The organism is Fibrobacter sp. UBA3629 (genome assembly GCF_002374005.1).
Classification (GTDB): Bacteria; Fibrobacterota; Fibrobacteria; order Fibrobacterales; family Fibrobacteraceae; genus Fibrobacter.
This window is the reverse complement of the sequence record NZ_DFLC01000012.1, coordinates 248,717-270,369: the sequence shown is the minus strand read 5'-3', so window position 1 is coordinate 270,369 and position 21,653 is coordinate 248,717. Positions and strand designations below refer to the sequence as shown.

The following is a 21,653-nucleotide window of genomic DNA, read 5'->3' as shown; positions in this document are numbered from 1 at the left end:
AACCTCATCGCTCGTAAGAAGTTGTACGAAATGAACCGCGTGATCAGCGACACCGCCGAATACGGTTGCTACCTGTTCGCCAACAAGTGCGTGCCTCTGCTCGCCGACTTCATGAAGAACGAAGTGAAGAAGGACGACATCGGCGCTATCTACGGCGAAGGCAAGACCACCGCTGTGGATAACGAAGAACTCATCAAGGTGAACAAGAGCATCCGTCAGCATCCGGTGGAAGAGGTTGGAGCGTGGCTGCGTGAACGCATGTCCGGCATGACGAAAGTTGTCTAAGCTTCGTCTAGCTTCGTTCTCGACCCTCTCGCTGTACTAGTTGTACAGCTTCGGGGTCTGCGGCCTCGCTATACTCGCTTATCCAAGCTTTCGGAAAGAAGTGTAAAACTGGCTGTAATGAACATTTTCAAGAGCCTGTCAAGTTAACGCTTGGCGGGCTTTTCTTATAGAAAAAATCGATAACTCCGCATAAAAACATTGTATTGGACGGGGTGAAAATCGCGTTCTATATTTGGCAGCACCAAAAGTTGTACGGAGATGCTGTGAAGATAGAACGGCTTAAAACGGATTTGCTGATTATAGGCGGCGGGACGGCCGGCTGTTATGCGGCTATTACTGCCGCGTCAAATGCCGCGGGAAAAAATGCCGCGGAAAATAAAGGCGCTGGCCTCAAAATTCTAGTCGTCGAGAAGGCGAACATCAAGCGGAGCGGTTGTCTTGCCGCTGGCGTAAACGCGCTAAACGCCTACATTACCGAGGGCCGCACGCCCAGGGATTATGTGGAATACGCGAAGAAGGACGCCGACGGAATCGTGCGCGAGGATTTGCTCTATTCCATTTCGGAGAGGTTTAACGAGGTCACGGCGCACTTGGAAAAACTCGGGCTTGTCATCTTGAAGGACAAGGACGGCAAGTATGTGACGCGCGGGAACCGCAATATCAAAATCAACGGCGAGAACATCAAGCCGATTCTGGCTGCGGCAGTCGCGAAGGCGCCGAACGTTCAGGTGCTGAACCACGTGAACATTTTCGATTTTTCCGTTCACGACAACAGGATTGACGGCGCATTCGGTTTCGGAATCGAGAACGATGTTTTTTACGCCATCGAGGCGCGCGCGGTCATTGTCGCGACGGGCGGTGCCGCCGGGCTTTACCGCCCGAACAATCCGGGATTTTCACGGCACAAGATGTGGTACCCGCCGTTCAATACGGGCGCGGGTTATGCCATGGGTATCCGTCACGGTGCCGAGATGACGACCTTTGAGATGCGTTTTATTGCGCTCCGTTGCAAGGACACGATTGCCCCGACGGGAACGCTTGCGCAGGGAGTGGGTGCGAAGCAGGTGAATGCGCTCGGAGAAGTTTACGAGACGAAGTACGGGATTTCCACATCGGAACGCGTGTACGGCACGGTGGCCGAAAATCTGGAAGGTCGCGGGCCGTGCTACCTGCGCACCGTCGGGATTATGCCCGAGCAGGAAGAATCGCTTTTGAAGGCTTACCTGAACATGGCTCCGTCGCAGACGATTCGCTGGATTGAAAACGACACGCCGTCGAAGGCGAATGTCGAAATTGAAGGTACGGAACCCTACATCGTGGGCGGCCATACCGCAAGCGGTTACTGGGTCGATACCAAGCGCGCTACGACCATCGAAGGGCTCTATGCCGCTGGTGACGTTGCCGGTGGTGCCCCGCAAAAGTACGTGACGGGCGCGCTTGCCGAAGGCGAAATTGCTGCGAAAAGCGCGGCGGAATATATAGAGAGTTTGTCGGCCCTTCGGCTGATTCGACAAACTCATCAACCAGCTCAGGGACCTGACATATCGAGCGTGAATCTGTTGAAAAAAATTTCGGAAGGGGAGGTTGCAGAACATGTCGCAGAAATCGAAAAATTCCTCAATAACAAGAACGGCGCGGACACCGCTGAAAGTCTTGAAGAAGCAATGCAGACAGTTATGGACGCTTATGCAGGCGGTATCAAGACGGGCTATCGTTATAGCGAAAATCAACTAGCGGTTGCTCTCCAGGAAATTGAGAAAATCGAGGCCCGCGTGGGCGACTTGCATGCCGCCGACTTGCAAGAAGTCATGTACATCTACGAGCTCAAGGAACGCCTCACGGTCTGCAAGAGCGTGATTGCGCACCTGGCTGCCCGCCACGAAACCCGTTGGCACAGCTTCGCCGAAAACACCGACTATCCCGAAAAAGACAACGAACGTTTCCGCAAGTACGTGAATTCCCGTCTCGAAAACGGACAAATTAAAATCATCTTGCGCGAACTCACCACAGAAGGGCAAAGGAACTATGAGCATCATCATTGATCAAGGCAAGTGCATCGGGTGCGGGCGCTGCCACGATGTTTGCCCCGGCACGTTAATCAAGATAAACGAGAAAAAGAAAGCGTATATCAAGTACCCCAAGGACTGCTGGGGTTGCACATCGTGCATCAAGGAATGCCCTGTTCACGCCATCAGTTTCTTTCTCGGCGAAGACATCGGTGGCAAGGGCTGCAAGGTGCATACCGAAAAAGTCAAGGGCGAAAAGAACGATATCGTGCGGTGGTTTTTTGAACTGAATGACGGAAGCGTCAGAACCATTGACATCGACCCCAAGGAATCGAACAAGTATTAAAAGAATTCACAACAATCGTCATTCCGGGCTTGGCCCGGAATCTTAATGGAGATTTAATTTGAGCGAATTTTCACACCTCGACGAGCTGGAAGCCGAAGCAATTTACATCATCCGCGAAGTCGCTGCAGAATGCGAGAAGCCGGTGATGCTCTATTCTATCGGCAAGGACAGTTCAGTCATGTTGCATTTGGCCATGAAGGCCTTCTACCCCGAAAAGCCGCCTTTCCCGTTCTTGCACGTGAACACCACGTGGAAGTTCCGCGAGATGATTGAGTTTCGCGACCGCACGGCGCAAAAGCTCGGCATCGAGATGCTGGAATACATCAACCAGGATGGCGTCAGTCGCGGAATCAACCCGTTTGACCACGGGGCGGCATACACCGACATCATGAAGACGCAGGCCCTGAAGCAGGCTCTCAACAAGTACGGTTTTACCGCCGCATTTGGCGGTGGTCGCCGCGACGAGGAAAAGTCCCGCGCAAAAGAACGTATTTTCTCGTTCCGCAATTCAGCACACGCCTGGGACCCGAAAAATCAGCGTCCCGAAATGTGGAAACTTTACAATACCAAGATTAACAAGGGCGAAAGCATCCGCGTGTTTCCGATTTCGAACTGGACCGAAAAGGACATCTGGCAGTATATCAAGCGCGAAAAGATTGACATTGTCCCGCTGTACTTTGCAGCCCCGCGCCCGGTCGTGGTGCGCGACGGCAACATCATCATGGTGGATGACGAACGCTTCCCGCTGCGGGAAGGCGAAACGCCCGAAATCAAGTCGGTACGTTTCCGCACGCTCGGTTGCTACCCGCTTACGGGCGGCATCGAATCGACTGCCACCACACTTGACGAAATCATTGACGAAACCTTGAGCGCGGTATCTTCGGAACGCACTTCCCGCGTGATTGATAACGAAGCCGCGGGCAGCATGGAACGCCGCAAGAGGGAGGGATATTTCTAATGAAAGGCTTGTTGAAGTTTATTACATGCGGTAGCGTGGATGACGGAAAGTCGACGCTCATCGGCCACATTCTTTACGATTCCAAATTGCTTTACGCCGACCAGGAAAAGGCTCTGGAACTCGACAGCAAGGTGGGTAGCCGCAGCGGAAAGATTGACTATTCGCTTTTGCTCGACGGCTTGATGGCCGAACGCGAACAGGGCATTACCATCGATGTGGCGTATCGCTATTTCACGACGGATCGCCGCAGCTTTATTGTGGCTGATACCCCGGGGCACGAGGAATACACCCGCAACATGGCCGTGGGTGCCTCGTTTGCGGACCTCTCCGTGATTCTCGTGGATGCTTCGCAGGGCGTGCTGGTACAGACCCGCAGACATGCCCGCATCTGCAAGCTCATGGGCATCCGTTACTTTGTCTTTGCGGTCAACAAGATGGATCTTGTTGGTTACAGCAAGGAACGTTTCGAAGAAATTCTCGCGCAAATCAACGAACTTGCGGCAGAACTTTCGCTCCACAGCGTCTACGTGATTCCGCTTTCGGCTACTGAAGGCGACAATGTGACCGTGAAATCCAATAATATCGCCTGGTACTCGGGCAAGGCCCTCCTGGATTATCTCGAAACCATTGATATCGACGACGCACAAACTGAAGCAGGTTTCTACCTGCCCGTGCAACGCGTGTGCCGCCCGGATCGCACTTTCCGCGGATTCCAGGGGCAAATCGAAGCGGGCAAAATTCGCGTGGGCGATACGGTTACAAGCCTTCCGAGCAACGAGAAGGCGACTGTCAAGGGAATCCTGCGCGGCGACAGGAATGTGGAAGAGGCTCATGCCGGTGAACCTGTCACCATCTCGCTAGACCGCGAAGTGGACGTGTCCAGAGGTTGCGTGCTTGCGAAAGACGTGGACATCGGCAGTTACAAGAAAATCAAGGCTTCGCTTCTGTGGATGGACGATGAACCGCTTTCGCTCGGCAAGGACTACCTTGTAAAACTCGGGACGAAGACGATTCCCGGAATCATAAATAAAATTGATTATTCCGTCGATATTAATAACGGAAAACATATCAATTCCGACGCGCTTGAAAAGAACGGCATTGCCGTAGTCGAGATTGTGTTTGCTGAAGCCATTGTCGTGGACCTCTTTGAAAAGCACAAGACTCTGGGCGAACTGATTTTGATTGACCGCGTGACCCATGCGACATCGGCATGTGGCGTTGTGGAAGGCCTTTACGAAAGGCAGATTGCTGCAGGCGAAAAGGCTGAATTCGTGCAGGGCGAACGCCATGGTCGCGGAGAAATCTTCGAAGAGTTTTTCTACGATACGGCGACACTCTCCGTGGTGAAGCAACAGCCCGTAAGACAGCACTACACCGTAGGTGACGAAATTCCTACCGTAGGCGAAAGTTACCACTATCCCGATGATTTCGACATTATCATTTTGCGTGACAGCGTTGCCGTGAAGGTGCGCGATAGGCGCATTTCCGAAATCACGGAAGCAGATGCGTACCTTTACGACGGTTTCTCGGTCATTAACGGACGTGGCTTTGAAATCAAGGTCAACTCCGACGAGGACGTGTCCCGCTTGCTTCGCGAATACGCCGAAGCGGGTGAAATTGGCCGCGAGGAATTCTTCAAGAAGTGGACAGTTTTTGACACGTACAGGAAGGTTGTGATAAAGTAACAACTGACGCACGCCATTGTCATTCTAAGTGTCATCCTCGTTGTCGTTTTAATAGTCATCCCCGCGAAGGCGGGGATCTTTTTTATAACAAAAACCGATAACTCCGCATAAAATTAAAGTATTGGACAAGGTAAAAAATGCCTTCTATATTTGTGCGCACAAAAAAACAAAACAATAACCATAACCAAGGAGTTTAAGAATGAACCAGAATTTTGCAAAGCTCGCCGCCGCTGCGGTCATTACTACGTCCCTTTTCGCCTCCAACGTCTTTGCCCAGGAAGCCCCGAAGGCAGAAGCTGCCGCGCCCGAAAAAGCGAAAGAGGAACCCGCTTTCAAACTCACCGGAAACGTGCAGGCGCAGGCCATCAAGGCCGTTTACGATAACGATGCTGACAATACGCTCGACAATTCCTTCTTGCGTGCAAACATCGGCGGAAAGTTCACTTCCGGCGATTTCGAGGCGGTAATCAACATTCGTATCTTCTCTCCGGTCTTTGGCAACAAGGTCAAGGACGGTGACGGCAAGAACTTCAGCTTCGACAAGATCAGCGCCGATACCTACTACGCCAAGTACAAGTGGAATACTGATTTCGGCGATTTCAGCGCGCAATTCGGTCGCTTCCGTACGGACTGGACTGTTGCCGGTAACTTCGGTACCTACGTGGACGTGCACCTGAACAAGCGCGGCTTCCTTGCCCGCGATTACCAGCACGACGCTCTCGGCTTCGGCTTCGACAAGGGAATTTCTAGCTTCAGCCTGTTGCTCGGTACATACGACAACAAGTTCGATACCGGTTACCTCCGCGCCGAAGAAACCGTGAAACTCGGCGATGCGAAAATCAGCGCCGCCTACCGTGGAAACCTTCTCGACCCGATTCAGCACACGGCAGAAGTCTCGCACCGCATTGCAGGCCGCGCAAGCTACTATTTCGCGAAGAATCTCGGCCTCTACGGCGAAGTTGCCTACATTACCACGGGTGATGGCGAAAACCTCTCGGCAGCAAATGCCATCAAGTCCGAATACGCCCAGGGTACCGACTATGTTCCGTTCTTCGTGGGCGTGGAAATCCCGACTGCGGGCATCTTGAATAGCCTCTATGCGGAACTTGAATACGTTGGCGATCGCGATGAAATCCAGGCCGGCGCCGATGAACTCGCCTGGACGGTGAGCCTCATCAAGAAATTCGGCAAGCACAGCAAAATTCAGTTGAGCGCCTACAGCGAAAAGGAACTCTCTGATGTTGCCATTGCTGCCCGCTTTACCGCAAGCATCCAGTAATTACATCTCCAAAACCTTCCCCTGGCGTAACCCGCGCCGGGGGTCTTTTTTTTATTTGCAATGCCTTAAAAGGGCTGCAATGTAGGCTTTGGCGTAGCGCGATGGCGTTACGCCTTTTCGCATTACGTAGCCGATAGTCATTTTGTCGTGAACGTCGAGGTGCCTCGCGATAATGTTCCGACCGTTGAGTTTGTGGCTGATGACGCCCGAGCAAATGGTGTAGCCATTCAGGCCGATGAGCAAGTTGAAAAGTGTCGCGCGGTCGCGAACCTTGATATTGCGTGGACAATCGAAATCGATGGCGGTGAGCGGCTCTTCGGCGAAGTAGAACGAGTTGAAGTCGCCCTGTTCGTAGGTTAGGTACGGATACGGTTTTAAGTCCTCCAGCGTGATTTTTTCTTTTCGAGCGAGAGGGTTCCTGGACGACATAAACACGTGCAAAGGGGTCGCAAAGAGCGGCTCAAAGACCAAATTGTTCTTTTGAATGAGTTTTTTGATGACTTTTTCGTTCTTGTCGCTCAAATAAAGTACGCCAATTTCGCTTTTTAGCTTGGCAATATCGTCGATAATTTCGTTAGTTTGTGTTTCCCGGAGCGTGAAATCGTAGCTCGGACCACCGAATTTTCGGATGACATCGACAAATGCGTTGACGGCAAAAGAGTAATGCTGGCAGCTCACGGAGAAGATGGTGTTGCCGCCTTTGCCGCCTTTGCCACCCTTGTAGCGGTCTTCCATCAGGGTTGCCTGTTCCAAAACTTGCCTTGCGTAAGAAAGGAATTCGTCGCCCTCGTTAGTGATCGTGACGCCTTTATTGGAGCGGTTGAAGATGGTAACGCCCATTTCTTCTTCGAGCTCGTGGATAGCTGCCGTAAGGCTCGGTTGTGATATGAATACCCGCTTCGATGCTTCGGTGATATTGCGTGTGTCGGCGATGGCGATAGCATATTTAAGTTGTTGTAAAGTCATAGACCTTTCTTATAGCCAGTTATCGGGTTTGCTTTTGTTTGTACCATAGTTTTAAGCTATGGTGAATGCGTAAAAAATAGTATTTTACCGATGGTGAAAAAGGAGATATATTTGGCGGCGTAATCGAAAAACAAACAAAAAAGGTAGGTAAAACACTATGAGCAATAAAAAAACATCTGTAATCGGTTTTCCGCGCATTGGTAAGGCCCGTGAACTCAAGTTTGCAAGCGAAAAGTTCTTCAAGGGCGAAATCTCCGAAGCGGAGCTCCAGAACGCCGCCACTGAAATCCGTCAGTACGGTTGGGCAAAGCAGAAGGCCGCCGGCATCGACTTTATTCCCTCGAACGATTTCTCGTTCTACGACAACGTTCTCGATACCGCATTCTTGTTCGGCATTGTTCCGGAACGCTACAAGAAACTCGGACTGAGCGCTCTCGAAACATACTTTGCTGCGGCCCACGGCTACCAGGGCGAAAAGGGCGACGTGAAGGCCCTCCCCATGAAGAAGTGGTTCAACACGAACTACCACTACATTGTTCCGGAAATCGATGACGCTTCTGAATTCAAGGTGAATGATTCCAAGCCGGTGCAGGAATACAACGAAGCGAAGGCTGCTGGAATCCAGACCGTGCCGACTTTGATTGGCGCCTACACGTTCCTCCGCTTGGCCCGTTACAACGGTCAAAAGAAGGCCAAGGATTTTGTTGCCTCTGCAGTCGCTGCTTACGCGAAGGTTGCCGAACTGCTTGCCGCCGCCGGAGCCGAATGGATTAGCTTTGCCGAACCCGCCTTGGTGTTTGACGTGACCGCCGAAGAAAAGGAACTTTTCAAGTCTATTTATGTGGAACTTATCAAGAAGGTGCGTGCCGCAGGCCTCAAGGTTGCCTTGCAGACTTACTTTGGTGATATCCGCGATGTGTACCAGGATGTGGTTGCCCTCGGCTTCGATGCCATCGGTCTCGATTTTGTGGAAGGTCTCAAGTCGCTGGAACTTGTCAAGTCCGGCTTCCCGAAGAACACGCTCTTGCTTGCCGGCGTCGTGAACGGCAAGAATATCTGGCGCGCCGATTTCGCACAGAAGAATGCCCTGCTGGCTGAAATCGAGAAGGCTGTCGGTGCCGAAAACGTGGTAGTCGGAACTTCTTGCTCGCTGTTGCATGTGCCGTATACGGTTGCCGCCGAACAGAAACTCCCCGCCGAAACGCTCCGTCACTTTGCCTTCGCCGAGGAAAAGCTTGTGGAACTTGCCGAGATCGCAAGCGGTGATGCTGCCGCTCTCGAAAAGAATAAGGCCTTGTTTGCAACCCCGCGTGTGCAGGCGAACGCCAAGGTGCAGGCAGAACTTGCCACCCTCACCTCCGCTGATTTCGAACGCAAGCCGAGCCGCCTCAAGCGCCGCGAAGTGCAAAAGGCTGAATTCAAGCTGCCTGCTTTCCCCACGACTACCATCGGGTCTTTTCCGCAGACGGCTGAAGTCCGTGCGAACCGAGCTGCCTTCCGCAAGGGTGAAATTTCCAAGGAACAGTACGTTGCGTTCAACCAGAAGAAGATTGCAGAATGCATCAAACTGCAAGAAGAAATCGGCCTCGACGTGATTGTGCACGGCGAATTCGAACGCAACGACATGGTGGAATATTTCGGTTCCAAGATTGACGGATTCGTGTTTACGCAAAATGCCTGGGTGCAGAGCTACGGCACCCGTTGCGTGAAACCTCCTGTAGTCTGGGGCGACGTAAGCCGCAGCGCTCCGATTACGGTCGAATGGTCCGTATACGCTCAGAGCTGCACCAAGAAACCGGTGAAGGGCATGCTCACGGGCCCGGTGACGATTCTCAACTGGTCGTTCCCGCGCGAAGATGTTTCGCTGAAGGTGCAGGCACAGGAAATCGGTTTCGCAATCCGTGACGAAGTCCTGGACCTCGAAAAGAACGGCATTCGTATTATCCAGATTGACGAAGCCGCCCTCCGCGAGAAGTTGCCGCTCCGCAAGAGCGACTGGCACAAGGAATACCTCGACTGGGCTATTCCGGCATTTCGCCTAGTGCACGCGAAGGTCAAGCCCGAAACGCAGATTCACACGCACATGTGCTATAGCGAATTCAACGACATCGTGCGCGATATCGACAACATGGATGCCGACGTAATCACCTTCGAAGCTAGCCGTTCCGACCTCAAGCTGCTTGACGCCCTGAACGAAGCCAAGTTCGAAACGCAGGTGGGCCCGGGCGTGTATGACATTCACTCTCCGCGCGTGCCTTCGGAACAGGAAATTGTGGATGCGCTCCACAAGATTATTGCGAAGGTTCCGCAGCAGAACGTGTGGGTGAACCCGGATTGCGGCCTCAAGACCCGTGGCGAAACCGAAACGACGGCAAGCCTCAAGAACCTTGTGGCAGCAGCAAAGAGATTGCGCGCCGAAAAGTAAGTCGCTTTTGCATCTCGACTCGCAAAACACGTCCTCGACGTTATTAAACGCCAAGGGCGTTCTTTACTTACAGAGCAATGCGAAAGCCTGCACCGCCTTTTGCACATTCCTCTTATCCACCGAGGAATAGTTAATGACGAACTTGTGCACAGAGGGCTGCGCTTCGAAATAGTATTCCGAAAGGGCCTTGATGTTAACGCCTTTTTGGCGCAGCTGCCTGCAAAAATCGGAATCAGAACATTTTATCGACGCTTCCAAAATAAAGTGCAGACCGGCATCTTCTTCATAAATGCGAACAACGCTTGAAAGCCTGCTTTTTCTTATTGCCGACAGCAGCGCGTCGCGCTTGGCGCGGTAAAGGTTACGCATGCGGTTGATGTGAGTCTCGTAATACCCCAAGTCGATGAATTTAGCCATGACGTACTGGTCCAGATTCGATACAGAACAAGAGTAGAACGAAAGTTTCTGATGAAATTTTTCGACAAGATGCGGCGGGAGCACCATATAACTAAGCCTAATCGCAGATGTCATTGTTTTGGAGAATGTATTCAGGTAAATCACCTTCTCAGAAACATCGATGTTTTGCAACGCAGGAATAGGCTTTCCTGTCATGCGAAATTCGCTGTCATAATCATCTTCTACAATGTAGCGTCTCGGCGATTCAGTAGCCCAGCTGAGCAGGCGGTAACGCTCGCCAATGGGCATCACCTTTCCTGTCGGAAAATGATGGGCAGGGGAAATATGCATCACGTCAACGCCGAAATCTGCGACCGAATCCACAAAGTTATCGTTCAGAATAGGGACGTGACGAACTTTGACGCCGTATTGGCTATACAGCTTCGATATTTTGCTCCAACCAGGGTCTTCTACGCCATAGCACTTGTCAAATCCAAGCAATTGTACTAGCAAGCCGTAAAGGTAATCGGTCCCGGCACCAATGACAATTTGTTCGGGCGATACCTGGATATTTCTGAATTCGCGGAGCATGCGAGCGATGGCTCGGCGAAGTTCCAGCGAACCCATTCCCGGAGAAACTTGCAACAGATCTTTTTGCCTTTCGCAAAGGACCTCTCTAGTGATTTTTGCCCAAGTGGTAAAGGGAAACGCCTCGATGTCGGCGCCGTTGCTTGCGAAATCGGCGACATATTTCGGGTTGATATGTTCTGATTCATCGGAGGGGTCTGCGTGAAGCCTGCGCGTGCGGGGTTTCTTGCGGTTCCGATGGACTTGCGCGTTAACCGCAGCATTTATGTCTACAACAAAGAAGCCTTTTTTAGGGAGCGAGTAAATGTAGCCTTCGGCGAGGAGCTGGGCGTAAGCATTTTCAACCGTCACGACGCTAATGCCAAGATTCTGCGCAAGATTACGTTTAGAAGGGAGCTGTTCTTCGGCAAGGACGTTTCCGCCTACGATATCTTTTTTGATGCATTGGTACAGGTAATGGTAGAGGCTGTTTGCTCCCGCCTTGGACATATCGTAAGTGAACATGAAACTGACCTTATTGAATTTGTAAATCTGATATTAAACTGACCTTACAAAAATAGTAAAAAACTGAATATTGTGCAGGTCAAGCGAATGTTTTAAATTAAGCGCCGTAAACAAAACAATCACTTTCAAGGAGATTTACATGGCTGACCAGAATCGTTACGAACTCAATAAGAATCTTGCCCAGATGCTCAAAGGCGGTGTCATTATGGATGTGACAACCCCCGAACAGGCCAAAATCGCCGAAGCCGCAGGTGCCGCCGCCGTGATGGCCCTGGAACGCATTCCTGCCGACATCCGTGCCGCGGGCGGTGTATCGCGCATGAGCGACCCCAAGATGATCAAGGGCATTCAGGATGCTGTCTCTATCCCGGTCATGGCCAAATGCCGTATTGGCCACTTTGCCGAAGCGCAGATTTTGCAGGCTATCGAGATTGACTACATTGACGAAAGCGAAGTGCTTTCTCCTGCCGATGACATTTTTCACATCAACAAGCGCGAATTTGACGTTCCGTTCGTCTGCGGCGCGAAGGACTTAGGCGAAGCGCTGCGCCGTATCGAAGAAGGCGCATCGATGATCCGTACTAAGGGGGAGCCGGGTACGGGCGACATCGTCCAGGCCGTACGACACATGCGCCTAATGAACCAGGAAATCGCCCGCATTTCGAGCATGCGCGAAGACGAGCTCTATAACCGTGCCAAGGAACTCCAGGTGTCGTACGACCTGGTGCGCTTCGTTCACGACAACAAGAAACTCCCCGTGGTGAACTTCGCTGCCGGTGGTGTTGCCACCCCCGCCGATGCCGCCCTCATGATGCAACTCGGTGCCGAAGGCGTTTTCGTAGGCTCCGGAATCTTCAAGTCCGGCAACCCCGCCAAGCGTGCCGCAGCCATTGTGCAGGCAGTTACCAATTACACCGATGCAAAGCTTATCGCCAAGCTCTCTGAAGACTTGGGTGAAGCCATGGTCGGTATCAACGAACAGGAAATCGCGTTGCTGATGGCCGAAAGGGGAAAGTAATGGGAATTAGACCGCAAATTGGCGTACTCGCGGTGCAGGGGGCGTTCATTGAACATGAACGCATCCTCAAATCGCTGGGCGCCGAAGTATTTGAAATCAGGCAGTTACGCGACCTTGACCGCCATTTAGACGGTCTCGTACTCCCCGGTGGCGAAAGCACCGTGCAAGGGAAGCTGCTCCACGATTTGGGGCTTTTCGAGCCTCTTCGAAAAAAGATTGTCGAAGGCCTGCCTGTGCTTGCAACATGTGCCGGCGCAATCCTCCTTGCCGAAAAAATTGCAGGCGAAAACAAGGCGCATTTCGCGACACTCCCCGCCATTATTCGCAGGAATGCTTACGGAAGGCAGCTTGGCTGTTTCTTTACGGAAAACGAAGTCGCGCACGTCGGAAAAGTTCCGCAGACCTTTATTCGCGCGCCCTTCTTTGAATCAGTCGGCAAAGGCGTCGAAGTCCTTTCGCGTACGGCAAGTTCAAATACTGCAGATGCTCCCGAGCAAATCGTTGCCGTTCGCTACAAGAACCAGATTGCACTTTCGTTTCACCCGGAACTTAATAGCGACACGAGCATTCACCGGTATTTCTTGAAGTTAGTGGGATGATTCGCTTTCTACTTGCCAGGTGAAGCCCGCCGCCTCGATGGTGCGGAACGTTTCTTCGAGGCTCTGGCCGCCTTCGGTGAGGTAGCCCGAGGCAAAAATAGAATCAGCGATTTTGAAGAGCGTCTTCTCGTGCCCCTTGAAATACACTTCGCGACCGGCGGCGCAGCGGATATCCGATTTCGGGAGCATCAGGCGCGCAAGGCAAAGCACCTTGATGCAGTATTCGGGCGTCAGCGCCGAAATATCACGCTTCGCTAGGCGCGTGCCTTCTACCGGCAACAAGAAATTGATGGGCACCGAATCCGGATTGATTTCAAGCAGTTCGAAAAGCATATCGACGACATCTTCGGGCGTTTCACCCATGCCGATGATGCCGCCGGAGCAGATTTCGAAGCCGAGGCCCTTCAGCATTTTCAGGTTGTCGATTCGTTCCTGGTAAGTGTGCGTGGTGCAGATGCTCGGGTAAAAACGACGGCTGCTGTTCAGGTTGTGATTGATGCGGTTGAGGCCTGCCTCTTTAAGAATCAACGCCTGCTTTTCGGTCAGGAACCCGATGGAACAACAGATTTGCGTGTCGTTCTTTTTCATCTTGCGGATGCGTTCGGCAAGTTTTTCGATGTCATCGTCCGCAAAACGGATGCCGCTGAGCCCGATGCAGTGTCTCGCCAAATGCATTTCGTCAACGAGGTCGTTGTCGCCATAGAGTTTTTTATCCTCTACATAGCGGTACTTTTCAATAGGTGCCTCGGAGTCGCGCGACTGGGCGCAATACGCGCAGTTCTGCGTACAGTTTCCGCTGCGGACATTGGTCAGCAGCTGGATGCTTACGCGGTTTCCCTTGTATTTCGTGCGCAGTTGGTACGCCTGTTCAATAAGGTTCGACAGCGAATCTGCATTCGCGTTCAAAATTTCAAGAGCTTCTTCTCGTGTCAAAGACATAATTTACCCTAAATTTTCAGTTTCAAAGGATTTTACGCCCTGCTTAAGGCGACTCAACCCGTCAAGGCAAATGCTTCTGGGGCAGGCGATGTTCATTCTCAAAAAATGTTCTCCGCCAGAACCATAGGCATCGCCTCCGATAAGGAACAGGCCTGTCTTTCGCCTTAAATAGGCGGCAACATTCCTTCCCGTATCTTTCAATGATGAAATATCAAGCCACACGAGATAGGTGGCGTCGCCCTTCACGGCAGAAATCTCCAGAAGTTCTTTTGCTAAAAAGTTTTCGACGAACTTACGGTTTTCGAAAACATATTCACGCAGGCTATCAAGCCATTTTTCGCCTTGCTCAAAGGCGGCGACGGTAGCCACTGTCGCAAAAGAATTGGGCGCGCTGAACTTGTCTGCGTGCAGCGCATGTCGAACCTTTCTCCGCAAAGCAGGATTCGGTACATACACTGCCGATGTATGGAGCCCAGCCAGGTTGAAAGTCTTTGTCGGCGCGATACAGGTTATGCTCACCTCACGGCAAGCCTCCGACACGGCGGCAAAAGGCGTGTAGCATGTTCCCGGTCTCGTGATGTCGCAATGAATTTCATCCGCGATAACGGTCACGCTATATTTTTTTGCAAGTTCCCCAATTCTTGCCAGGTCCTCAGTTTTCCAGATTTTACTAATCGGATTATGGGGATTGCAAAGAATCATCAGGCTTGTTTGCGGGTCAGAGAACTTTTCTTCCAAGTCCGCAAAGTCAATCGAGTAAGCATCGTCTTTATACAGTAGGCGATTTTCCAACACGTGCCGCCCTGCATCTTCGATACAATTATAAAAGTTGTTGTAAACGGGCGACTGAACGATGACATTTTCATTTGCGGTCGCCAAATGCTTGATTATGGCCGAAATGGAATAGACGACACCCGTTGAGAAAAATAAATTCGCTTTCTCCATCTTCATGCCATGTCGCTTTTCCCACCAGTCAATGTAGGCTTTATACCACGAATCGGGAATGTCCGTATAACCAAAGATGCCAAGTTCCAGGCGATTTCGGAGAGCCTCCAGAATTTCAGGCGCAGTCCGGAAATCCATATCCGCCACCCACATGGGCAACTCGTTTTCGGCGACTTTCCATTTTATAGAATCGTCATTTCGACGGTCAATGACGGTATCGAAATCATACATAATGCATGCTTCGCCTAAATAAAATAGGTCAAGTCGGATTTTTCAGTGGAACCGAGCATGGTCGCAACACCGCCAAGTTCCACGCCGTCAATCAACTCTTCGGCTGTGATTCCCATGAGTTCCATCGACATCTGGCAGGCGACAAACTTCACGCCCTTTTGCCTTGCGCTTTCAATCAGTTCTTCTAGCGAAGAAACTCCGTTCTGCTTCATGACCGCGCGAATCATCTTGGCGCCGATTCCGCCAAAGTTCATGCGCGAAAGTCCGAGTTTCTTGGAACCGCGGGGCATCATGAATCCAAACATTTTTCCGATGAGCGATTTCTTGACGCGCACCTTTTCGGGCCTGCGCAAAATGCTTACTCCCCAGAAGGTGAAGAACATGGTAACCGGGCGTCCCATGGCGGCAGCTCCGTTCGCCATAATGAAAGAGGCTATCGCCTTGTCCAAATCGCCGCTGAAAACGACAAACGTCTTGCCATGCTCAAAATCCCTTTTTTCGAGAGATTGGGGCGCGTCACGCTTTACGATGGTCGCATAGATTACGCCGTCTTTTTCGGAAAGCGATTTCAATTCATTGCCGGTTCGCTGGCACCAGACATCCACATCCGAAAAGAACGCTTTCTCGGTCGCTTCCACCTGGACTTCTTCGCCGACGGATACACTTTTGACCGCTTCGTCCACCTTCACGATTGGGCCTGGGCACTTGAGGCCCTTAGCATCCACATAGTGAATTTTCGGGACGGCGTCAAGCCCGCCTTCCACATTGTACACGTCGTAATCGCGGTCGGCGAGGATTTCAGCGACCTCTTCGGAACGGTCTCCCGTAGAACAGAACACGTAAACGGGCTTGTCCTTCGGGAGGCTGTCTATCTTCTTGGACAGTTCAAAGAACGGAACCTGCAGCGCACCATTTACAGGGCGTACGATGGATTCGCTGGGTTCGCGGACATCGAGCAGTGTCGAATTTTGAGCATTGACCGTGTAGAAATCTTTTGCAAGGAATTTTTTGACTTCGGACATTTTTTTTGTCGTGTATAAAAGTATTTAGTGATGGTGGTGATGATGGTGGTCCATCTCTACCGCAGGGGCTGATACCGCAGAGGTCGCCTTGTCGGGGGAATAGCCGGCAATGCCCGGATCCACCATGCCAAAAATCATGGCGATGTGGGAGAATACGAGGAATGCCGCCAATAGCAAAATGCGCGCGAGTGAACGGTGCAATTCGCTGGCCTTTCGCCACAATACGCGCACATTGAGTAATGCCAGCAAAATCATGGGGACGGCGGCAATCACGTAGGAACCGATGGCAACGGCGTCGACCCAGGTGCGAAATTCACCGTTAGATGCAAGTGGCACGACGATATTTGGAATAAAGTAAATGGCGATGATAGCAAAGGCGATTCCACCCAACACTCCGCAGACGCGGTTTATCTTTTTTACAATGTTGCTTCGTTTATCTGCATAGGGCAAAAGCAGTTCCGTGATGGCGACCGTTTCGGCAAGCACTACCGGGATTGCCATAAAGTAAATTAGGTTCCACGGGGAATTTTGCATGAGCAAATCCATATAGTGGGTAGAATACATATTGACCTCTTGAATTTTGGGGTGATACTATAAAATACAAATCGGGTTTACGTGGCGCAATATCCGGTGCTATACTATTTTCTTATACCTGCCGATAGCAAAAGGCTATTTTGCGTTCGATACTTATAAAAAAATCCGATAATACCGCATAAGAATTAAGTATTGGACAATGGCAAAAACGGGTTCTATATTTCGGCGCACAAAAAAAACAACAAACAAAAAACAATAAACCAGCGAGGTACAAGAATGAATCAGAATTTTGTCAAGTCCGCCATTGCGGCAAGTCTCTTGATTGCGGGAACTATCGGTTTTAGCGCATGTTCTTCTTCTGACGAACAGAAGAGCGATGCATCCGCCAAGAAGGTCGAAAAGCAGACGCTCACCAACGTGTCTTACGACCCGACCCGCGAACTCTACGCCAACTACAACGAAGTCTTCAAGAAGCACTGGAAAGAAAAGACCGGTGGCGAAGTGGAAATCACGCAGTCTCACGGCGGTTCCGGCAAGCAGGCCTTGGAAGTGGCCAACGGTCTCGAAGCCGACGTGGTGACGCTCGCGCTTGAATTCGACGTGAACGCCGTGCGCGACGCGGGCCTCATCGAAGACGGCTGGGTCAAGGAATTCCCGCTGAACAGCTCCCCGTACACATCCACCATCGTGTTCCTGGTCCGCAAGGGCAACCCGAAGGGACTCAAGGATTGGGGCGATCTCGTGAAGCCGGGCGTTGGCATCATCACTCCGAACCCGAAAACTTCCGGTGGCGCGCGCTGGAATTACCTCGCCGCCTGGGCTTGGGCCGAGAACCAGTATAACGGCGACCAGGAAAAGGCGAAGGATTTCGTGAAGAAACTCTACGCCAACGTTCTCGTGCTCGCTTCGGGCGCTCGCGGCTCCACCACGACCTTCATCGAAAACGGCCAGGGCGACGTGCTGCTCTCTTGGGAAAACGAAGCGTTCCTAGCTCTCAAGGACTACCCGAACGACTACGAAATCGTAATCCCGAGCATCAGCATCCTGGCAGAACCCTCCGTTGCCATCGTGGACAAGGTGGTTGACAAGCGCGGTACCCGCGAACTTGCCACCGAATACCTGAGCTACCTCTACAGCGACGACGGCCAGCACATTGCAGCGAAGAACCATTACCGCCCCTCCAACAAGGCCATTCTCGACCAGTACAAGGAATTCGACCAGAACGTGAACTTGATTTCTATCGAGCACTTCGGCGGTTGGGACAAGGCGCAGGGAACGCACTTCTCCAACGGCGGCATCTTTGACCAGATTTACGAAAAGAAGTAAGAACTTGTCACCCTGGAGCGCGGAGCGCGATAGGGTCCATGAAATATGTCATAGCAAAAATCCCTGCTCTCCGTAGCGGGGATTTTTTGATATTTTAAGTTTTATTCCTTTATTGAGCCCCGGCGTTCCCCGCCAGGCCGATTTCTGCGGCGTGTTCGCGCATGCCCTCGATGCAGATGGCGGCGACGTCTTTCACGTCCATGCCGAGCAGGGCACAGCCTTTCAGAATGTAGTCGCGGTTGCACTTGGCGGCGAATTTCTTGTCCTTGAACTTCTTCATGAAACTTTTCACTTCGAGGTCCAGGATTCCGTTGGGGCGCATCCTTGCGCAGGCCTGAATGATGCCGGTGAGTTCGTCGACGGTGAACAGGCTCTTTTCCATGTTGGTCTTGGGTTCCACCTGGTTCACGATTTCAAAACCGTGTGCCAAAATGGCGCGCACGTCTTCTTCGGAGACGCCCTGCGCAAGCAGTTCCTTTTCGGTGTGCTGCAGGTGTTCTTCGGGGAATTCCTGGTAGTCGTAATCGTGCAGGTAGCCCACGGCTTGCCAGTGTTCAATGTCTTCGCCGAAGTGTTTGGCCATGGCACCCATGGCGTAGCATACGTTGAGGGAATGGATGACCAGCGATTCTTCGGTTACGTGGCCCTTATTGATTTCTTTTGCGCGTTCAAGTGTCAAGCTCATCTAATGCCTCCAAATTTTCAGTGGTAATATAAATATTTTCGCATGTCGGTTACACCCTGTTTGTTATAGAAAAAATTGATAATTCAGCATAATTATTAAGTATTGGACACGCGTGAAATCCCGTTCTATATTTGGCGACGCTTATGAAAAGAAAGAGTGTTGTCATACCGGGCTTCGGCCTTACAACAGGGGTGACCCTGGCGATTTTGAGCGTGGTGGTGTTGATTCCGCTTGCCTCGCTGGTCGTGTTTTCGGCCCAGATGAGTGCAAGCGAGATTATCGATGTCATCACGCGGCCGCGCGTGCTGTCCAGTTTTAAAGTGAGTTTCTTGACGGCTTTTATCGCATCGCTTATCAACGCGGTGATGGGCGTGGTTCTCGCCTGGGTGCTGGTGCGTTACACGTTCCCGCTCAAGCGCATCGTGGACGGAACGATCGAACTCCCGTTTGCGCTCCCTACGGCGGTGGCGGGCATCGCGCTTACGGCGCTCACTGCGGATACGGGCCTTATAGGCGGCTTTTTCGCGAATTTCGGCATCAAGATTGCGTTCACGCGCATCGGCATTACGGTAGCGCTGGTGTTTATCGGCATCCCGTTCGTGGTTCGCGCGGTGCAGCCGGTGCTCGAAAAACTGGATCCCGCCTACGAAGAGGCCGCGGGTGTGCTGGGCGCAAGTCGCACGCGGATTTTCTGGAAGGTAATATTGCCGGAACTGATTCCCGCCATCTTTACGGGTTTCGGGCTCGCTTTCGGGCGCTGCCTTGGCGAATACGGTAGCGTCGTGTTCATTGCGGGCAACATGCCCTTCGAAACAGAAATCGCACCGCTCATCATTATGTCGGAACTGCAGGAATACGACTATTCCAGCGCGACGACAATCGCCCTCGTGATGCTGGTGGCGTCGTTCATCACGCTGTTCCTGGTGAACGTGGTGCAGAACAGGAACGCCAAGATTCTCAAGGGAGGTAGCTAATGAGTACTGCTATACAGGGTGGACTTCATCGCGATACGAAGGGTTCTAAGCTGGTCAGGTATTCGCTGATTGGCATAAGCCTTCTTTTCGTATTCCTGATGCTTATTCTCCCGCTGATTACGGTAATTACCGAGGCCTTTAAGCAGGGCTTTGCGGTGTACAGCAAGGCGGTTGCCGACGATTACACCATCAAGGCGATACTTCTTACGCTGGAGGCTTCGTTTTTTGCGGTCGCCATCAATACGGTATTCGGGCTGTGTGCCGCATGGAGCCTCACGAAGTTCAAGTTCAAGGGAAAAAAGATTCTCGCGACGCTCATTGACTTGCCGGTGACGGTTTCGCCGATTATCGCGGGCCTCATTTTCTTGCTCACTTTCGGTCGCCAGAGCCCGATTTTCCCGCTGTTGCAGGATGCCGACATCAAGATTGTCTTTGCGGTGCCGGGAATCGTGCTTGCAACAATTTTCGTGACGTTCCCGTTCATTTCGCGTGAATTGATTCCGGTGCTGGAATCGCAGGGAACCGACGAGGAAGAGGCGGCGGCGCTCATGGGTGCGAAAGGTTTTACGATTTTCAGGCGCATCACCTTCCCGCATATCAAGTGGGCATTCCTTTACGGCGTGGTGCTCTGCGCGGCGCGTGCCATGGGCGAATTCGGTGCGGTGTCTGTCATTTCGGGCCACTTGCGCGGAAAGACCAACACGCTCCCGCTCCATGTGGAAATCCTTTTTAACGAGTTCCAGTACGTGCCTGCGTTTGCGGTGGCGTCGATACTGGTGATGCTTGCCATTCTCATTCTGGTTGCAAGAAGCGTCATTGAACATAAGGGAAGAAAGAAATAGCCTTGAAAGGAGATTTTATGTACGTCGAACTCAAACATATCAACAAGCATTTCGGAAATTTCAAGGCCTCGGACGATGTAACTGTCGGCATCGAGAAAGGCAAGCTGATTGGCCTTCTGGGCCCGAGCGGTTCGGGCAAGACGACGATTCTCCGCATGATTGCGGGGCTCGAGAACCCGGACAGTGGCGAAATCATCATCGACGGGAAGGTCATCAACGATGTGCCCGCAAGCAAGCGCGGTATCGGTTTCGTGTTCCAGAGTTACGCCCTGTTCCGCTACATGACGGTCTTTGACAATGTTGCATTTGGACTAAAGATTGCGAAGAAGCCCGCGAATGAAATCAAGGAACGCGTCCATGAACTCTTGGAACTGGTGGGCCTTTCCGGGCTCGAGAAACGTTACCCCAGCGAACTTTCGGGCGGGCAGCGCCAGCGTGTTGCCTTTGCGCGTGCGCTCGCTCCCAATCCGCAGTTGCTCCTGCTCGACGAACCCTTTGCCGCTATCGACGCGAAGGTGCGTCAGGAACTGCGCAGTTGGCTCAAGGGTATGATCCAGAAGCTCGGCGTCACGAGCATCTTTGTGACCCACGACCAGGACGAAGCCATCGAAGTCGCCGACGAAATCATCATCACGAACAGGGGCCGCATCGAGCAGGTGGGCACGCCGTACGAGGTTTACAGCAACCCGAAAACCGCCTTTACGGCATCGTTCTTCGGGCAACCTAGCATTTTCAAGGACTATAGTAATTTCCGTCGTTTTGACATCCTCGAGAATGCGGAAAATGCGATTGTGCGCCCGGAATTCGTGAAGGTCACCAAGAAAACTGAAGTGCAGAAGTACAAGAATTCTGCAGAAGAAGGCGTCGTGGAAGAAGTGGATTTCCGTGGTTACGGTATCGAACTGCGCGTCCGCGTGAACGGGGTCTTGCTTACGGCGCGGCGCTCCTTCGATCAGCCGAGAATCAAGGTGGGCGAGAAGGTGGATGTGTTCATCTATCGCATGTTCGTGACTCAGGGCGATACCGCGACCCTGCTCGAAAACAAGTCGCTGCGTGAGCCGGTGGTGGTGATTTAACGAACGGATGCGGCTTTGTTATAG

At 52.0% G+C, this 21,653-nt stretch carries 19 protein-coding genes and 1 pseudogene; 13 read left to right on the top strand and 7 right to left on the bottom strand.

Annotated features, from left to right (window positions below):
- The 6 genes and pseudogenes from B2310_RS04870 to B2310_RS04845 form a co-directional block, all read left to right on the top strand.
- A pseudogene (locus B2310_RS04870) lies at positions 1-285 on the top strand (ketol-acid reductoisomerase); the annotation flags it as partial.
- A gap of 263 nt (positions 286-548) precedes the next feature.
- Positions 549-2,327, top strand: a complete 1,779-nt coding sequence (locus tag B2310_RS04865) for an adenylyl-sulfate reductase subunit alpha (RefSeq protein ID WP_290729088.1) — start codon at positions 549-551, stop codon at positions 2,325-2,327.
- On the top strand, positions 2,311-2,637 hold the full coding sequence (locus B2310_RS04860; protein ID WP_290729086.1) for a 4Fe-4S dicluster domain-containing protein: 327 nt from the start codon (positions 2,311-2,313) through the stop codon (positions 2,635-2,637). The genes B2310_RS04865 and B2310_RS04860 overlap by 17 nt, the downstream gene beginning before the upstream one ends.
- Positions 2,638-2,695: 58 nt before the next feature.
- Positions 2,696-3,595 (top strand): sulfate adenylyltransferase subunit CysD, encoded by a 900-nt coding sequence (gene cysD / locus B2310_RS04855; protein ID WP_290729084.1) that lies wholly within the window; start codon positions 2,696-2,698, stop codon positions 3,593-3,595.
- Positions 3,595-5,280, top strand: a complete 1,686-nt coding sequence (locus tag B2310_RS04850; RefSeq protein ID WP_290729082.1) for a sulfate adenylyltransferase subunit 1 — start codon at positions 3,595-3,597, stop codon at positions 5,278-5,280. Before cysD ends, B2310_RS04850 begins: the two co-directional genes overlap by 1 nt.
- A gap of 199 nt (positions 5,281-5,479) precedes the next feature.
- Positions 5,480-6,559 (top strand): hypothetical protein, encoded by a 1,080-nt coding sequence (locus tag B2310_RS04845; RefSeq protein WP_290729081.1) that lies wholly within the window; start codon positions 5,480-5,482, stop codon positions 6,557-6,559.
- A 51-nt stretch (positions 6,560-6,610) separates the two neighbouring features.
- Here the strand turns inward: B2310_RS04845 and B2310_RS04840 are convergent, their stop codons facing one another.
- A complete protein-coding gene (locus B2310_RS04840; protein WP_290729079.1) occupies positions 6,611-7,525 on the bottom strand; it encodes a LysR family transcriptional regulator in 915 nt (304 codons plus the stop codon).
- Between the two features lie 157 nt (positions 7,526-7,682).
- Here B2310_RS04840 and metE point away from each other — a divergent pair, with 157 nt between their 5' ends.
- A complete protein-coding gene (metE, locus tag B2310_RS04835; RefSeq protein ID WP_290729077.1) occupies positions 7,683-9,950 on the top strand; it encodes a 5-methyltetrahydropteroyltriglutamate--homocysteine S-methyltransferase in 2,268 nt (755 codons plus the stop codon).
- Positions 9,951-10,013: 63 nt separating this feature from the next.
- Here the strand turns inward: metE and B2310_RS04830 are convergent, their stop codons facing one another.
- Positions 10,014-11,423 (bottom strand): PLP-dependent aminotransferase family protein, encoded by a 1,410-nt coding sequence (locus B2310_RS04830; RefSeq protein ID WP_290729075.1) that lies wholly within the window; start codon positions 11,421-11,423, stop codon positions 10,014-10,016.
- Positions 11,424-11,577: 154 nt separating this feature from the next.
- Between B2310_RS04830 and pdxS the strand changes: the two genes are divergently transcribed.
- The gene (gene pdxS, locus B2310_RS04825) at positions 11,578-12,456 is read left to right on the top strand and encodes a pyridoxal 5'-phosphate synthase lyase subunit PdxS (protein ID WP_290729073.1); all 879 of its coding nucleotides are present in this window, start codon (positions 11,578-11,580) and stop codon (positions 12,454-12,456) included.
- A complete protein-coding gene (gene pdxT, locus B2310_RS04820; protein WP_290729071.1) occupies positions 12,456-13,055 on the top strand; it encodes a pyridoxal 5'-phosphate synthase glutaminase subunit PdxT in 600 nt (199 codons plus the stop codon). Before pdxS ends, pdxT begins: the two co-directional genes overlap by 1 nt.
- Here the strand turns inward: pdxT and bioB are convergent.
- Genes bioB through B2310_RS04800 form a run of 4 tightly spaced genes read right to left on the bottom strand, consistent with a single transcriptional unit; the run spans position 13,044 to position 16,756 of the window.
- Positions 13,044-13,994, bottom strand: coding sequence for a biotin synthase BioB (bioB, locus tag B2310_RS04815; protein WP_290729069.1), 951 nt, complete (start codon positions 13,992-13,994; stop codon positions 13,044-13,046). The two genes, pdxT and bioB, sit on opposite strands and share 12 nt — an antisense overlap.
- 3 nt (positions 13,995-13,997) lie before the next feature.
- Complete coding sequence (locus B2310_RS04810; protein WP_290729067.1) at positions 13,998-15,170, bottom strand: MalY/PatB family protein; 1,173 nt, start codon at positions 15,168-15,170, stop codon at positions 13,998-14,000.
- A gap of 14 nt (positions 15,171-15,184) precedes the next feature.
- Entirely contained in the window at positions 15,185-16,192 is a 1,008-nt protein-coding gene (locus B2310_RS04805; RefSeq protein ID WP_206674490.1) for a DsrE/DsrF/DrsH-like family protein, read from the bottom strand.
- Between the two features lie 24 nt (positions 16,193-16,216).
- A complete protein-coding gene (locus tag B2310_RS04800) occupies positions 16,217-16,756 on the bottom strand; it encodes a DUF6803 family protein (protein ID WP_349679640.1) in 540 nt (179 codons plus the stop codon).
- Positions 16,757-17,002: 246 nt separating this feature from the next.
- On the opposite strand from B2310_RS04800, the gene B2310_RS04795 reads away from it, so the two are divergent.
- Positions 17,003-18,052: a sulfate ABC transporter substrate-binding protein gene (locus B2310_RS04795; protein ID WP_290729062.1), complete on the top strand. Its 1,050-nt coding sequence runs from the start codon at positions 17,003-17,005 to the stop codon at positions 18,050-18,052.
- A 109-nt stretch (positions 18,053-18,161) separates the two neighbouring features.
- On the opposite strand, the gene B2310_RS04790 is transcribed toward B2310_RS04795, so the two are convergent.
- On the bottom strand, positions 18,162-18,737 hold the full coding sequence (locus tag B2310_RS04790; RefSeq protein WP_290729060.1) for an HD domain-containing protein: 576 nt from the start codon (positions 18,735-18,737) through the stop codon (positions 18,162-18,164).
- Positions 18,738-18,880: 143 nt separating this feature from the next.
- Between B2310_RS04790 and cysT the strand changes: the two genes are divergently transcribed.
- The 3 genes from cysT to B2310_RS04775 are packed head-to-tail and all read left to right on the top strand — an operon-like array spanning position 18,881 to position 21,629.
- Positions 18,881-19,711 carry a sulfate ABC transporter permease subunit CysT gene (gene cysT / locus B2310_RS04785; protein ID WP_073115760.1) on the top strand — a complete coding sequence of 277 codons (831 nt, stop codon included), beginning with the start codon at positions 18,881-18,883 and terminating at the stop codon, positions 19,709-19,711.
- Positions 19,711-20,553, top strand: a complete 843-nt coding sequence (gene cysW / locus B2310_RS04780; protein WP_097035163.1) for a sulfate ABC transporter permease subunit CysW — start codon at positions 19,711-19,713, stop codon at positions 20,551-20,553. Before cysT ends, cysW begins: the two co-directional genes overlap by 1 nt.
- Before the next feature lie 17 nt (positions 20,554-20,570).
- Positions 20,571-21,629: an ABC transporter ATP-binding protein gene (locus tag B2310_RS04775; protein ID WP_290729057.1), complete on the top strand. Its 1,059-nt coding sequence runs from the start codon at positions 20,571-20,573 to the stop codon at positions 21,627-21,629.
- Positions 21,630-21,653: the final 24 nt, after the last annotated feature.